The organism is Pontibacter locisalis (genome assembly GCF_042684605.1).
GTDB classification, from domain to species: domain Bacteria; phylum Bacteroidota; class Bacteroidia; order Cytophagales; family Hymenobacteraceae; genus Pontibacter; species Pontibacter locisalis.
On record NZ_JBHULU010000027.1, the window covers coordinates 34508 to 49923 of the forward strand.

Genomic DNA, 15416 nt, shown 5'->3' on the forward strand with positions numbered 1-15416 from the left:
CCTCTGCTGGTTTCTCCCTGTTCCCGACATATACGACCTTTCTAGGCAAGCTAAAATTTCTTCCTCCGATTCCTGTCAGATCTACACTGCAGCGCTACGCGCACTCCCCTCGTTCCCTCGTGCGCTAATCATCAACAGCAGGTGCCTACAATCCTAGCCCTGCAGGTAGTCCTTTTTCCCCCTTGGCTAGCTGAGTACATCCTTTACAGAATCCCAGCCTATAAGCTATTTCTTTAGAGGTCAGATTACCAAAATGGATTTCACGTTTTGCCTACAGTATCAACCGTTGCAAAACCCATTCTTTCACCCTAGCGCCCCTTTTCCTTTTGACAAGAGCGTTCAGATGTTTTACACTATTGTTTAGCTGGTCTGCATAGAATGTTGCTTCACGTTGTTGCAGGTAGTGCCGGTCAACCAGTTGAAGCAGTTCATTAATCCTGCTATCGCCTGTTTTTTCCTCACCATTCGTTGCAGCCACAGCATGAAACAGAAAAGCACCTAAACTAAATAAGGCTTTAGCAGTGCCATTCATTTTTGGTGGTTGTATTCTTTCAGGATAAGTGATAACAGGCTTTTAATGGCTTCCAATCCACCCTAACTGGGCACTCCTACTGGCAAAGGAATGTCTATCCACCAACTGATAAAACAACTCTTTTGCAAAGGCCATTACATAGCCCTTCTGCGTTGTTTTTCTCACTTGAAAGACCTGTCCTTAAAAGATAAACTTCGTTTTCTTTCAGCTGGTAGGGTACAAAGTCAATTTCAACGGACTCATTGGGGACAGTTTTGGCAAACCAAATAATCTCATAAAAGTCATGGCGGTGAAGTCCATCAAATGTTTCGTCATCCGTACTTTCTGTGGTAAATGCAAGAAAGGGGGAACTTGTGAGGTGGTGTAGCGGAATGCTGTCTTGTTTTCTATTTTCGCTTATGAGCTTGCCATAGTTAAAACACACGCCAAAATTCGGAATTAAACTTAACGGGAAAAAATTGAGAGACCTAGCTTCCCATTGGAACATAAAAACGCATAATATACCATTGGTAGTGATCTGCCGCTAACAGACGCTTGCCAATGTACCGGCTGACGAAGTGCTAATGCCGGTATGATACAGCGGGTGCCAGTCGCTAAGACAGGTCAGGCTAACAGGTCAAATCTCAAAACTTTTCCCCTCGCCTGAAGTAAAAGCTTCATACTTTATACTGTTAAATGATAGTCCGGAGAAATTTGAGCTGGAGGGGAATCCTCCATTATGCATGGAAAAGCCTGCTTTACTACCTGTTGCTGGCAGTCGCTGTTTACCTTGTCCATGACCATTTTGAGGTGGCCTACCTGAGCATTCCTTTCAACACCGTTACCGCACTGAGCACGGCACTGGCTATCTTTCTGGGCTTCAAGAGCAACAGTGCCTATGAGCGGTGGTGGGAAGGCCGCAAGATATGGGGCCTGCTGGTTAACTACAGCCGCGCCTGGACCCGCCAGGTGATTACGATGGTCATTCCAAGTGAAGAGGCGGAGGCCGCAGCGGTAAAAGAACTGCAACGCCGTATGGTCTACAGGCACATTGCCTTTGTGCATGCGCTGCGCGTGTTCCTGCGGTTAAAGCATGCTTATAACATAACGGCCCAGGAAGAAATATACGAGGAGACCAACATATACACCGATATACAGGCTTTCCTACAGAAAGATGAGTTTGAGGCCTTCTACCACAAGAACAACCCTCCCAACTTCCTACTTGAGCTGCAGGGCGAGGACTTGCGGCAGGCCTTCAAGAGAGGTTGGGTCTCGGATTACCGGTTTGTAAAGCTGGAGGACACGCTGGTGGAGTTCAACAACATCCAGGGCATGAGCGAGCGAATCAAGAATACCCCCTTCCCGCGCCAGTACAGTTTCTTCTCCCGGGTTTTTGTGTTCATACATGCCTCGTTGTTGCCCTTCGCTTTCGTGAGTGAGATGGGCATGGCCACTATTCCTGTCTCCGTTATGATTTCTTTCGTGTTTTTAGCGCTGGATTTGGTGGGTGAGCGTATTGAGGACCCATTCGAGAACAAGCTGGAGGATGTACCGCTCACCGCCCTCAGCCTCACCATAGAAACCAACGTCAAGGAGCAGTGGGGCGACCAAGACTTTCCTGTTAAGCAGACGACGCAGGAGGGCATTGTTTTATGACACCCATTTTCAAGCCGCATCGTCGGGCTGGAGTGCAGAGTGCCGGAGCTTAGCCTGGGAGAGTCAGGAAGTGTGCCCTCCGGGAAGGAAAAAGGTACCGTTGCTGACCCACTTGGCTGTGAAGAACACATCCCCAAACAGCTTCTTTAGCTCGACCTGCTGTTCCATCGTCTTTTAATATTTCAGCCCACGCATCAGGACCAACGCAGATTAACCCCTGCTCCTAAGGAGTGCTGGCGCAACCACGCCTCGGCAGTGGGTGCATCAGCAAATATCTTTACCTCAAAAGCTTTGTTGGTAGAGGAGAAATTAGATGCCGTAGCCCCCGCGAAAGACTCAGGAGTGGTGATAAGAGCGAAGTGCTTTATTCCGGCAGTGGCTGCCTGCGATGACCATTCGTTTACCACCCAGTCAAGGGAGTGGTCCCAAGTCCCAAGAACCTCGCTCGTGTCATTCAGCACACAGCTAAACCCATGCTCCTTGACCATGCTCGTATAGGCCAGGGCGCCCGCCCTGATGTTCTCCTGCGTCAAATAGCCGACCCAGTTGGTGTGTACCCACTTGTTTTCTGTGTCTGCCTCAATGGTAATGAAAACCTTGCCGAAAGCGTTTGAAAGTTGCTGCCTCATCTCTGGGAATCGTGTAAACAAACTACATACTGATATTATCAGCGCAGGGTTTAGGTATATCAGGCTACCTGGCGCGCAGTCCATTGTTTTCTTTTTGAGAGACTTGGTATTTAAAAACAGAGAGTGGAGAGTTACAGAAAAGCAGCCATAAGAAATATGCCAGAGGCATATCCATAAGAGTAATCTTTTAGTCTCCACATCACTGTGCTGTAGCCAGCATGTAAAGAAAAAATGGTTGGGCACACTGTGCTGGCCAGTTTCATCCAAGTTCAGCCTTGGGACCGTAGTACAAATGAGTGCAGCAAAGGGCGCCGCCAATGCCTTTACATGCCTCAAGTGTAGCTTCACTAAAAAGAAAGGCAAGAGGTGGTTTTCACATAGGATGGGTTTTGGCACGGTAGCACCGTCTCACTTGATTGCCGTTCCCTGAGATGTCTGAACCAGGGAATAGACACGGTTAAGTAGTGCCCGGACCTTGCCCTTAACAGATATTACCCGTCAAGAGCTGCCAACTTATGCCAGGAGAAGACCTGATCGGCTTGTGTCCCTCCTACAGGGAGAAATCGCTTCATCTCTTGTTAGAGCTTGCGAGGGTCCCATATACGGCTCATTAGGATGTTTTTTTTATTGAGCAGGTGTGCTATTTTGCGCTGCGAAATTCACTAAGAACACAATGCTTGTAGCCGCTCTTATTATTTTGGTACCTTTTTTCCTGTATTGCCTTTACCTGACTGTAGCGGATATGCGGAGCTGGTACTCCATGTATAGCTTCAAGAGAAACCGCTTGAGGGGGAAGCGGACCAGCAAGCAATGACTGTTGTTAAATGTTAAAGCACTTCTTCACATGAAAAGGACAGGCTTCTTCACCTTGTCTTCTGTACCTGGGCTTTTATTCTTAACTTTCATTGCCTAAAGCAAATCAGAACGTTTTCCTTGTACTGGTTTTTCTTTGATTATTTATAAAAGGCAGTTTTCAGACTCCCAAAGCCTCCATGAATGTTGAATTGGATAATGCTGCATTGACGACAGGTGCTTGATAATTCCATAGCTCTAATTTTTCCCTTGCAAAGGCATGCGATGAACAAACTATACCAGGAAGCATACAGAAGCCGGTATAAGAAGGAAGGCTCTTCTTACTGGCTGCTTTTTTTTGATCACCACCACCCTTATAGTGTACTATATGAATGTCTAGCTCTGAATTTGCAGAGAGAGGGTGAAGAACGCCACATGCCTCTGCGGCGGGGGTAGAAGCTCTTCTGCGCCTGAAGCTAGTTTCTTTGGCAGCCTCTCTGCTTCTGTCCCCCTGGGCCTGAGCCCCTGTGGTAGCGACTACTTCCTCTTAATTATGTTCAGACAGCCCAATAGACAATTTCTGATGGTATCCTTACCACATCCTAAACTCTGCTCTCTGGTGCATGGCCTGAATCAGGAGCCAGCAGAAAAAAAGGCAGAAACACATCCATCTCCTAACAGAGGGTGAAGGAAGCGTTCCGGCAAGGAGATCAAGGGTCGCCCTGGAACGGCGTAGGAAGTTTAATCACTAGTTTAACAGTATGGTAATAATTGCATAGTCAATACACAAAGAAAACAGAAAAAGAACCTGTTAAGCTTGTTTGTTAACTTATTATATTCATATATTTGAAATCAGTTATTTTTATCCACCCCCAATTCGACATGATTAGTAATGTTGGCTAAGTAAACTTTAGAGGATGAAACCGGAGCGAAGCCTGATTGATTTTGAGAAGATAGTAATGAGCTCCCCGGATATTTTTGGGATCATAGATAAAGATGGCTTTATTCTGTATGTGAGCGAGGCGTGCAGGAATGTCCTGGGCTATGTGCGGGAGGAACTGGAAGGGAGGAACTTTGCGGAGTTTCTGCACTCAGACGACCTGGCCAGCACCCAACAGGTTATTCAGGAGGCACTTAAGAGCGGCACTAAAGCTAGCTTGGAGAACCGCTACATCCACCGACAGGGGCATGAAGTGCCTATGCACTGGATGGGAGTCTGGTCGGAAGAAGACGGGTTCCTGTACTATGTGGGTCGTGATGTGACAGAGCAGAAAGCCTTTCAAGCCCGTTTGGAAGAAAGTGAGCAGCGCTATAAGACTTTATTTGACAACAGCCCTGAAATCGTTTTTGTGGAAAGCAGGGAAGGCTTGGTCACGGAGGCTAACCTGCGCTTCCTTAAAGCCTTCAGAAAAAGTGAAGAGCAAGTAATCGGATCACCCGCCTCCTGCTTCCTCTCTCCTGATACGGCCACTGTCAACAACAAGTACCTGGAGCAGGCGCTGCTGGGAAACCCCACGAGATTTGACCTGGAGTTGGAGAAAGGGGGAGAGGTAAGGATCTACGACACGACGAAGTACCCTATCATCGTCAGGGATGAAGTGATCGGCGCTCACACAGTGGTAACAGACATCACACCCCTAGTGGAGTCCTATGAGACCATCCAGCAGCAGGCAAAAAGGCTGAACACTATTCTGGAGAGTATCACGGATGCCTTTTGCACCATGGACAGGGACTGGAAGTACACCTACGTCAACGGTGAATTCGAGCGCCTGACGCATTTTAAGAGAGAGGATGTACTGGGCAAATCCTTCTTTTCATTGTATCCAGATGAGGGCAATCCGGAGTTCTTCAGGAACTACAGGCAGGCAATGGAGACAGGGAAGTCTGCACGTTTCGATGCCTACTCCCCTGAACATGGGAAATGGCTCGAGGTAAAGGTGTTCCCGTCAACGGAAGGGCTATCTGTTTACTTCAGTGACATCACAGACAAAGTCAAGGCACAGCAGGAAGCAAAGAGACTCTCGCTTGTGGCAAGCACCACGACAAACGGCGTCGTTATCATGGGGACGGACCGCAGGATAGAGTGGGTGAACGAGGGCTTCACCGAAATGACAGGCTACCTCTTGGAGGAGTCAGTGGGGAAAAGGCCGATCGAGTTGCTCGGGCACGCCCAGACAGACAGTTCCACATTGGCTTCCGTGAAGGAGAAGATGATCCATGGGCAGCCTGCCGCCTTTGAGGTGTTAAATAAGACAAAAGCCGGAAAAGACCTGTGGCTGTCCATTAAAGTGAACCCGATATTTGGGGAAGACGGGGAGGTAGCAGGCTTTGTAAGCATACAGACCGATGTGACAGACCTGAAGAAGCACCAGCAGGAGCTTGAGGTGCTCTCCCTGGTGGCTAGCAAGACAGCTCATGGGGTTGTTATTACAGGTGCAAACGGATTTACGGAGTGGGTGAACGAGGGCTTTACAAGGCTCACCGGTTACTCACATTCCGAGATAGTAGGCAGAAAGCCCGGCACGCTTCTGCAGGGGGCCGAAACAGACAAAAAGACTGTTGGTTTCATGCGTGAGATGCTCCTTAAAGCCGTTCCCTTCAACACCAACATCATCAACTACAAAAAGACGGGGGAAAAAGTGTGGTTCTCCATGGACATCACACCTATATGTGATGATTCAGGCCAGGTTGTAAGGTTTATTGCCATCCAAAAGGACATTACTGAAAGGAAGGAAATACAGCAGGAACTAGAAAAACTGTCGCTGGTTGCAAGCAAGACGAACAACAGCGTGATCATAGCCGACCGAGACTGGCGGATCGAGTGGGTGAACGAGGGCTTCACAAAACTGACAGGCTACACCTTGCCAGAGGCCACAGGCAAGACCCCTTCTAAGCTGCTGCACCATCACAGCAAGGGCAACAAGGCTTTTGAGGTGTTGGAGGAAAAGCTTCTGAAGGGAGAGGCGATCTCCTTTGAGGAGCGCATCCGAAAGAAAAATGGGGAGGAGGCATGGGTGAGTGTGGACATAACAGCCATTCTTGGTGAGAACGGGGAGCCGTCAAAGTTTATTGAGGTCCAGACTGAGATCACCCTGCTAAAGGACAAGGAGCTGGACCTCTCAAGGCTGGCAAAGGACCTGTACAGGCAAAACAAGGACCTGGAGCAGTTCACTTACATCGTCTCGCACAACCTCCGGGCACCAGTGGCCAATGCCCTCGGGCTTGCAAACCTGCTGACCAGGATCGACAGGCGTACAGACATGTTCGACAAGTCTCTGGCTAACCTGCAGGAGAGCATGGTCCGGCTCGACACGGTCATGAAGGACATGAACACCATCCTTAGCATAAGGGACAGCAAAGGGAACCTGGAGACAGAGCAAGTCAGTGTAAAGTTCGTCATACAGCAGGTGGTGTCTTCATTGAGTGCTTCGCTTAATGATTGCGGCGGGGTTGTTACTGATGACATAGCAGAGGGACTTAGCGTCAGCGCAAACAAAGCCTACCTCTACAGCATATTCTATAACCTGCTGTCAAACGCCATCAAGTACAGATCCAAGGAACGTGTCCTTGCTGTGTCCATCAAGTGCTTCAGCAATTCTGATAAAGGCATGCTTCTCTCTTTTGCCGATAACGGGTGTGGCTTTGATCTGCAAAAGGCCCGGGATAGTGTCTTTAAGCTCTACAAGCGGTTCCACACAGATAAAAAAGGCAGGGGAATAGGCCTCTACCTTGTAAAAACCCATCTAGAAGCCATAGGCGGTCATGTGGAGGTGGCAAGCAAAGTTGGAGAAGGCACTAAGTTTTTGATTTATTTACCCAAGATGTAGTATGAAGATTTTCCTCATAGACGATGATCAGCTAAGTATATTCCTGACAGAGAGCATGCTCGCCTTAGAAGGCTTTACACATGAAACCAAATATTTTTTGTCTGCCGCAGAGGCCCTGGAGGCCTTGGGTTCAGGGGGAGACGATGCTGTCCCTGATCTGATCTTTCTGGATTTGAACATGCCTGTCATGGACGGATGGGGCTTTCTGGACGCACTGGCGGCGGCTCAGCTTAACCCAAAGATAAAAGCAAGGTGCAGCATCTACATTCTTACCTCTTCCCTTGATCTGGCAGACACATGGAGAACAGAGGAATATCCGCTTGTGTCAGGGCTCATACACAAGCCTATCAAGAGCGAAGACATCAAACTTGTTCTTTCTCAACACCCCTTACTGGATCAAAGCTTTACTCAGTAGCACACAAAACTAGTAGCACCATTTTACTCATGGAAAATTCACTAAAGACTCCGCCCATCTCAGAGAAAGAAGAGCGTCGGCTAAGAAGGCTGGTCGGCTACAAAAGCCTGGATGAGTATGAAAGAACAGGCACATTCCAGCATGTGGTGAGCATGGCGGCGCATGTTTTCAACGTGCCGATAGCGTTTGTGAACTTTGTGGACAGGGAAGTCACAAGGGTAAACTCCAGCATGGGCATGGACGGATTCTGTGAGCTTGACAGGGGGGTGACCCTGTGCTCGCAGGCAATCCTCAGGGACGAGGTGACTGTGTTTGAGAACGCAAAACAGGAGCCGTGCCTGTTTTCAAACCCCTTTGTCCATGGTGATTTCGGACTTCAGTTTTACGCGGGCGCGCCGCTGAGAACACCGGATGGCTTCAACATAGGGGTCGTTGGTATTGGGGACACAAAGCCAAGGGAGTTCTCTTCTGAGGATAAGACATTACTGGAAGGACTGGCTGCCGTTGTCATGGAGGAGCTGGAGGAGAAAAGAAACAAGATTGCCAGGTAACAAGGCGCGTGAGTGCATCAAAGCACTCACGTCCAACTTTAACCGTTTTCACACCTCATTGCAAGTCATCCATGAGATAGAAAGAGGGCGGCACTGACTAAATGCCGCCCTCTTTCTATCTTCCATTACTTGAAAATACCCTTAACAGTGCTGTTCCTCAAAACAGCTGCTGAATAATAAAGTGGCGGATCATCGACAGCCCTGGCTGCTTTTAGCTTAATCCCAAGGCTGACTTGCATCCCTTTAATCCCTCGGAACAGAGGGCGCCAGAGTTCTTCTCTGGGGCCGAGGCGAGGAGAGAGAAAGTGAACCGGCTCCCCCTGCCCTCCTCGCTCTGAATCAGGAGGCTGCCCCCGTGCATCTCAATGCAGTTCATGCAAAGGTTGATGCCAAGGCCTGTTCCCTTCTCCCCTTTCGTGCCATAGGAGGTGAAGCCGTCCGCATTTCGGCCCGACAGTCTGGAGATGCTCTCCGGGCTCAGGCCCACCCCCTCATCCTTGACGGAGACGTGGATAAAAGAGGAGCTCTTGGCAGTCTCTAAACGCACTGCCTTACCAGCCTCGGAGAACTTAATGGCATTGGACAAGAGATTTCGAAGGATCAGGTGCAGCATCTGCCTGTCAGCGTGGACCCACAGCCCGGCAGGCACGTCAACCTGGACAGGAATGCTCTTGTCGGAAGCCTGCTGCTGCAACTGCCCGACCACCTTCTCCACCTCCTCTCCCAGCGCCAGGGACGCAGGCTCAAACCTCAACTGCCTGAACTGGGACTGGGACCAAGCCAGCAGGCTCTCGAGCATCTCTGCCGTTGTGTGGGCACTTCGCCTCAGCTTGGAGATGAGGTCAACTATCTTCTCCTTTGGGAAAGAGCCACTGTTTTTCTCGATTATCTCCAGAGCCTTGCGGTGCTGTTAACCGGGCCTCTCAGGTCGTGGGCAATGACGGAGAAGATCTTGTCCTTGTAGGCGTTGTGCTGCTTGAGCAGCATCTGGCTTTCAAGAAGCTCTCCCTCAGCCTTCTTTTTTGAGTCAATGTCCTGCACCATCCCCATCACCGTGGCTGTGCCATCAGCCTGCCCCGCCATGGAAACCGTCAGCATCCCCCAAAACACCCTGCCGTCCTTCCTGACGTAGCGCTTCTCCATCTCATAGGAGTCAATTACACCCGAGAGCAGCTCGGAGAACAGCCCAAGGTCCTTCTCCATGTCCTCCGGATGGGTGAAGTCCTTGAAAGGCATCACCAACAGCTCCTCCTCCGAGTAGCCGAGCAGATCGCAAAGCTTAGTGTTGACCTTTATTGGCACCCCGTCACCGTCAACCACCGCAATACCAACTCCCGCGTTCTTGAAAAGGGACTCAAAGAGAAGAAGGCTCTTAAATTTACTGATCAATATTTATTAAATTTCTAATATAAATAGACTATAAAATTGGCAAAAATAGGACTTATTTCCTATATCAAAACAATTTTTAGTACTTTCTAATAAAATTTCAGGAAGTAAAATTCAGATGAAATCATCTTAGAGTAGGGCTCTCCACATAGGACAGTTTACCCCCTCTCCATCAGACAAATAAAGCCTTAATTTGTACCCCATTAGTACTATTTCAAGGCTTGCTCCCCCGCTTCCCGACCAACACTTCTTCTACGGGCTTTCCATCCCTCCCCCCTACTCGTTAGAAGCTGTTTTGTCAGAAGCCACAGTGAACTACTGCCCCTCAAGCAATTCACCACCGTATCCAACTAGATTAGATTCTCAAGTTTCCGATCGCCAGGTACTCTATGGTCAACATAGTAAGCAAGAGTTACAAGCCTCTACCTCTTTTGAAAGTAGAGGAGCAATTTAAATGGCGCCAGCATTCTAAGAGACTTCAAATTAAGGCCACTCATATGGCATGGTTTTGATGAATAACAGCTTTTATGATAACCAAGCTCTTTAATGCTACTGATGAGAAGGGAATTACCGCTCCTCTCCTACCTCCAGATATTTGCTCACAGCCGCCAAATCCCTGTGGAAATGGTTCGATAATTCCATCCTTCGGTCTACTACTATGAAAAAGCCGCTTCACATTAAATGAAGCGGCTTTTTTAGTTCGATATTTTTAACTGAAGGGGAGACTTATCGAACATTCGATGAATCAGGGAGTCTTAGTGCAGATAGAAATATAACGCTCACTCCTTAACAACTCCTACTCTCCTGTTAGTAATTACCCAATCTTTCATTCCATTGAGCCACAGTGCCCCTATAATAAGAAGTAGTTTCACCTTCCTAGTTTGCTAACAGCATTTGTTGGGTCTCTCCTATCCACTGCCACACATCTCATTCCCCTAGCGTACACTCAGCAAAACATAATAATTGCCTCAGGCAACCTTACCTGCTTATATAGCATCTGCTCTGTGTTAACCAGCTGCAATGATTCTATTCAGGTGAGATTACACTACCCTTATCCTAATTATTTAAAACAATGCTGATCAAAGGAATTTTTCCTTATACTTTTTTCTGGAAAATCTAATACTTGTTCAGGCTAAATAGATGGCCCAGAGTCCTTAACAGATAAACGTTCAACATTTTCAGTTGCTTAACGTTAGCCACATTTAAAGTTGAACTTTTTAATATTTTAAATTATGCCTCTTAAATTGAAGATACTTCAACTTTGCTACACCTCATTACTACTTGCCTTTTTTGTCCTTCCAGAAGTACACTCACAGAGCAAAAAGCAGATAGCATCAGGCTTTATGCTTCAGAATGGAACTGACACGCTTACTATAGAACGTTTCTCAAGGATTGGAAATAAGCTGGAAGGACGCTTGTTGTTTAAGGATCAGATTCCTATCGTTTACAGAGCAAATATAAACGAACAAAAACAACTGGAGCAGTTAGCCATACAGGTGCTTAAACCGGGAAGTCCTGAAGGCACGCCCCCGCAACAGGAAAGCGTATTAACCTTTAGAGGAGACAGTATCATGACTGTGTCAGTAAAAGGCGACACAAAAGAGAAAGAGTCCATCAAAACAACACCCGGTGCAATGGCCTATCATCCAAAGATGCCCATGCTTTCGCTGCTGGAGCAGGTTGTGATGCGGGCCAGGGTAAAAGGCGGGCAGCAGGTAACCGTTCCGGTATTTTTACTTAGCACAAAAGGGCAAACCATTAATGCTACTATAAACTTTTCCGGTAATGACTCAGCACGGGTAGCCTTGGGCAACACTACTGTTCACTTGAAGGTAAATAAAGACGGTGAGATTTTAGGTGGAAAAACATCTGGTGGCCAGACTATTAAAAGACTGGAAAGTGTACCTGATGCAGCTCTGGCCACAAAAGCCCCTGACTATTCTGCTCCTGCAGATGCACCCTACACCGCTGAGCAGGTACGGATACAAACAAAAGCAGGTCACGTATTAGCTGGCACCTTAACAATTCCTAAAAATGCATCTAAGCCTGTACCCGTAGTAGTTACCATCACTGGCTCCAGTCCGCAGGACCGGGATAACAATACTCCTTTCGGAGGCCCATATCACCTATTCGGGCAACTGGCAGACGAACTTGGCAGAAATGGTATAGCCGTGCTGCGCATGGATGATCGGGGTGTGGGACAATCTACCGGAAACTTAGAAAATGCTACTTCCGCAGAAAGAGCAGATGACATACGCGAAGGAATTGCATTTGCCAAGAAGCAAAAAAGGATAGATAAAGACCGAGTAGTACTAGTAGGTCTAAGTGAAGGGGGCATGATCGCTCCTATGATTGCCAAAACGAATAAGGCTCTGAATGGTATTGTACTAATGGCAGGGCCCGCCAGCCCGGGAAAGGAACTTCTGGAATATCAGATTCGAACCAGCCTGGAACAAGGGAAGAACCTTACGCCTGAAGAAAGAGAAAAAGCATTTAAGAAGGCCTTACAGGAAAACTTAAAAGAAGCAGACAGTAACCCTTGGCTCCGCTATTTCCTTAACTACAATCCTTTAGAAACGGCCAGGCAGATAAAATCAGTTCCTGTGCTCATTATGCAGGGTACTACTGACAACAATGTTCCACCGGGAGATGCAAAAAAGTTAGCAGGAGCCTTTAAAGCAGCCGGAAATAAAAATGTCACACTTAAGATGATGGAAGGGTACAACCACATTTTTTTAAAGGATGAAAATGGGCATCAGCAGAATTACCAGAACCTTAAATCTTTCACGGTAGGTCCCGAGGTGATACAGCCCATCGTAGATTGGGTCGCAAAAGTTACAAATGTAGCCCAATGAAAAAATATCACTTAGACTGATGAGGTTTTACATTTATTTATGATCCCATACTTCAATATGCTTTCTTAGTACATAAGAGCTGATTAAGGGCGGTCGTTTCTTAAATTCATGTACTTGCCCAAAGCCGCCAAATCCCTGTGGAAAAGGTTCGACAACTCCATCCTTTGGTCTACCATAGTATAAAAGCCGCTCCACATCAAACGGAGTGGCTTTTTTGGTTCGATAAGTTTCCCCTTCGGTTAGGCTTATCGAACTATTCGGGAAGCAGTCACATGTTCTAAACCATCTGTGAGTTTTTTCTATATATTATCTTTTCCTAAAGAACCAAAGGCACCTTTCCCGTTGCCGGTGTTTCACTACGGCTCGGCGGCGTTGAAAGCATGGCCCTTCGGCACCTCCCCCGTACTGAATCCGATGTCGTAGCTGCCCATCAGCGAAAAAGTCTTAGAAACGAGATACACAACCCCCACGTTCCAGGTTGTCTCACGTCTGTAGTTGCCCCCCTTGCCCGTGCCATCCTCCGGCTCAAAGTCGTTCACCCAGCCTAAGTCAGCCTGGTACTCATACTCGCCAAACAGGAAAGTACGCGGGAAGATTAGTACTTCCCTTCCTAACCTTTTCTCAGGGCGCAACTTGTTGTCTACCCGCAGGTCCAGGTTGAACATGTAAGGCGTCAGGTATAGGATGCCGGCAATGGCTGCCGGCTCAATCTTATCAATAGCACCCTCCTCCTCGTTTTCCGCATTCTCACCTAAAAAAACCTTCTGGTAATCATACAGGAACCTTCCGGAAGTGCACTTTGTCTCTAGACTTTTATTTCAGTCAAACTCTGCCAACAAGGTAAACTGGTTGCGCAGATTCGACAGCACCATTCTTTTCTCACACATGTGTGAGGCTGAATCCACGGCACCCAAGAAGAAGAAGAAATGATTGCTCTTGTTTGTCAGTATACGGAGCACGGGTAGCTTTTCAGCCATGGGTCGCGAAACATGTCTTTCTTCCTAAATAAGCCATAGAATAGTACACACAAAGTTTCTAAGCGATGTGGTTAGACTGCCCCTGTCGCTTCAGCTGGCTTATTTTGATGAGTCAGGCGAAGTAATCTTTGTGTCTTGCTCCGGCATGAAAAAAACTGTTGAACAAAAGCACCCTCTTCAAGTACTATAAGTACTATCTAAATTAACAAAACAACAGAATCAGATGCCACAGCCGAAAGTAAACTTTTACCTTTTACCAACATTCTTTTTTGTCTTATTCTCAACAGCCGCACTTGGTCAGGTGCAGGATTCGCTGAAAGGCGATGGCCTCACCTTCAGGGATCTTACCAGGGTAAACAGGCCACTGTCTTACTTAACCTTTGGAGAGGGACTTGGCAACCTGGAGCCACTGCTCTTTGAGGCACAGATCGCATCGAGCTTTTATGTCACCGGCAAGAGAAGTCAATGGACCCTGCAATTCAGTCCGCACATTGTTCTGCGGATGAAAAGGACAAAGTCTTTGCCGGTAGAGAACCCCAGCTACATTGCGCCCATTTACTTTCATCATAGGCTAGGCTTTTGGGACAAGATCTTTCAGAGCAAGTTTATTTACTCCCGTGCTTACGCGACAGTGGGCCTAGCCCACCACTCCAATGGTCAGGAAGGACCTTTTTTTAAGAATGACGGGAGTATTAACCTGGAAAATGGAAGCTTTTCAACGAACTACGCTTCTTTTGCCCTTACTCTTTATCAGGGGATAAGCAGGGAAGGGTTATCCGGTTTCAGCCTGCTTGAGCTTTATTACGAGCGTCACCTGCCCTGGCTAAGCTTAGAGAACGGTCCCTTTCCGAGGCACCTTGAAGACATTTATGGTTTAAACCGGCTCAAGGTGAAATATAGCAACCTGGACCTAAGTAAAAAAGGGCAGCAGTTGCCCTCCAAGTTTCTTGCCAGCTCCAGGATCATTAGCCAGGCTGGCTGGATCTTTGGCCCCATCGGACAAGCGGAGAAGAGCGATATAAAAGAACGGCTGCTCTTCTCCCTGAGGTATATGTACTATCCGGAATGGCTAAGGGACATAGCCCTGTTTACGGAGTTTTACCGTGGGCAGGACTACTACAACATTCGCTTTGAGAGAAACCTCAGTGTCTTCAAAGTAGGACTCATCAGTGACCCGCTTAACCTAGGGGCAGCTACTGAGCTTTTCAAAAGAAAGGATAAAGCACCTGGGAATTAGTAATGCTTAACCCTGGCATTTGTGGAAGCCCTGGCACTGTTTGCCCGTTGCTTCCAAGGCCTAGGAGACCGGGGCATCCGTTACAAATAGTTTGTTTCCGCTAAAGCATTCTTTTGCTGCTCTTTATTGTGTTATTCATCAGGAGGAAGCAAATGTACTTCGTCTCGTTAGTATACTTAATAGACATATAGTAAAATAGATGAGGCTTGTAGTGTAAACGCATCTAATCTAACTCGAAGTATTTATCCAATACCGCCAAATCCCTGTGGAAATGGTTCGATAATTCCATCCTTTGGTCTACTGAAAAGCCCTTCAGTTAACTCGGAAGGCCTTTTTCATTTCACTTCGGACACTATTCGGACACCACGACAGTTTCTTTGTATCTCCCGGAGCTTTCTTTTACACATCCTGTTTCATTAACGTGAGTATAAAAAAAGAGCAGCGGATTTAACAGCAGTTAAATATGCCCCGCAACCGCAGCAGTGAAAAAAATGAATCCTCCGCTAACACTATACCCGCTGCTCCTTTTTAAATATTGCGAGGTGCTGGCGTTTGTTTCTCACTTATAATATAAGTCTAT

At 47.5% G+C, this 15416-nt stretch carries 13 protein-coding genes; 6 read left to right on the plus strand and 7 right to left on the minus strand.

Features of this window, described 5'->3' with window-relative positions:
- Positions 1–271: 271 nt before the first annotated feature.
- Together ACFSRY_RS18845 and ACFSRY_RS18850 are read right to left on the minus strand one after the other, a co-directional pair.
- The gene (locus ACFSRY_RS18845; RefSeq protein WP_377511746.1) at positions 272–532 is read right to left on the minus strand and encodes a hypothetical protein; all 261 of its coding nucleotides are present in this window, start codon (positions 530–532) and stop codon (positions 272–274) included.
- A gap of 94 nt (positions 533–626) precedes the next feature.
- Positions 627–1019 carry a hypothetical protein gene (locus tag ACFSRY_RS18850; protein WP_377511749.1) on the minus strand — a complete coding sequence of 131 codons (393 nt, stop codon included), beginning with the start codon at positions 1017–1019 and terminating at the stop codon, positions 627–629.
- 206 nt (positions 1020–1225) lie between these two features.
- Between ACFSRY_RS18850 and ACFSRY_RS18855 the strand changes: the two genes are divergently transcribed.
- Positions 1226–2167, plus strand: a complete 942-nt coding sequence (locus ACFSRY_RS18855; RefSeq protein ID WP_377511752.1) for a bestrophin family protein — start codon at positions 1226–1228, stop codon at positions 2165–2167.
- 194 nt (positions 2168–2361) lie between these two features.
- Here the strand turns inward: ACFSRY_RS18855 and ACFSRY_RS18860 are convergent, their stop codons facing one another.
- Entirely contained in the window at positions 2362–2796 is a 435-nt protein-coding gene (locus ACFSRY_RS18860; protein ID WP_377511755.1) for an STAS/SEC14 domain-containing protein, read from the minus strand.
- 1709 nt (positions 2797–4505) lie between these two features.
- On the opposite strand from ACFSRY_RS18860, the gene ACFSRY_RS18865 reads away from it, so the two are divergent.
- From ACFSRY_RS18865 to ACFSRY_RS18875, 3 genes are read left to right on the plus strand one after another with little or no spacing between them, the layout of a single operon-like run.
- The gene (locus ACFSRY_RS18865) at positions 4506–7415 is read left to right on the plus strand and encodes a PAS domain S-box protein (protein WP_377511758.1); all 2910 of its coding nucleotides are present in this window, start codon (positions 4506–4508) and stop codon (positions 7413–7415) included.
- A gap of 1 nt (position 7416) precedes the next feature.
- A complete protein-coding gene (locus ACFSRY_RS18870; protein ID WP_377511761.1) occupies positions 7417–7830 on the plus strand; it encodes a response regulator in 414 nt (137 codons plus the stop codon).
- Positions 7831–7859: 29 nt separating this feature from the next.
- Positions 7860–8381: a GAF domain-containing protein gene (locus tag ACFSRY_RS18875; protein ID WP_377511764.1), complete on the plus strand. Its 522-nt coding sequence runs from the start codon at positions 7860–7862 to the stop codon at positions 8379–8381.
- A 211-nt stretch (positions 8382–8592) separates the two neighbouring features.
- Here ACFSRY_RS18875 and ACFSRY_RS18880 read toward each other — a convergent pair whose 3' ends face one another.
- Both ACFSRY_RS18880 and ACFSRY_RS18885 read right to left on the minus strand, forming a co-directional pair.
- Complete coding sequence (locus ACFSRY_RS18880) at positions 8593–9180, minus strand: sensor histidine kinase (RefSeq protein ID WP_377511767.1); 588 nt, start codon at positions 9178–9180, stop codon at positions 8593–8595.
- An 86-nt stretch (positions 9181–9266) separates the two neighbouring features.
- Positions 9267–9770 (minus strand): PAS domain S-box protein, encoded by a 504-nt coding sequence (locus tag ACFSRY_RS18885; protein WP_377511771.1) that lies wholly within the window; start codon positions 9768–9770, stop codon positions 9267–9269.
- Between the two features lie 1229 nt (positions 9771–10999).
- Here ACFSRY_RS18885 and ACFSRY_RS18890 point away from each other — a divergent pair.
- On the plus strand, positions 11000–12622 hold the full coding sequence (locus tag ACFSRY_RS18890) for an alpha/beta hydrolase family protein (RefSeq protein WP_377511774.1): 1623 nt from the start codon (positions 11000–11002) through the stop codon (positions 12620–12622).
- A 356-nt stretch (positions 12623–12978) separates the two neighbouring features.
- Here ACFSRY_RS18890 and ACFSRY_RS18895 read toward each other — a convergent pair whose 3' ends face one another.
- Together ACFSRY_RS18895 and ACFSRY_RS18900 are read right to left on the minus strand one after the other, a co-directional pair.
- Positions 12979–13287: a hypothetical protein gene (locus ACFSRY_RS18895; protein ID WP_377511778.1), complete on the minus strand. Its 309-nt coding sequence runs from the start codon at positions 13285–13287 to the stop codon at positions 12979–12981.
- Positions 13288–13440: 153 nt separating this feature from the next.
- Positions 13441–13599, minus strand: a complete 159-nt coding sequence (locus ACFSRY_RS18900; protein WP_377511781.1) for a hypothetical protein — start codon at positions 13597–13599, stop codon at positions 13441–13443.
- A 223-nt stretch (positions 13600–13822) separates the two neighbouring features.
- On the opposite strand from ACFSRY_RS18900, the gene ACFSRY_RS18905 reads away from it, so the two are divergent.
- Entirely contained in the window at positions 13823–14836 is a 1014-nt protein-coding gene (locus tag ACFSRY_RS18905; RefSeq protein ID WP_377511784.1) for a hypothetical protein, read from the plus strand.
- Positions 14837–15416 lie beyond the last annotated feature (580 nt).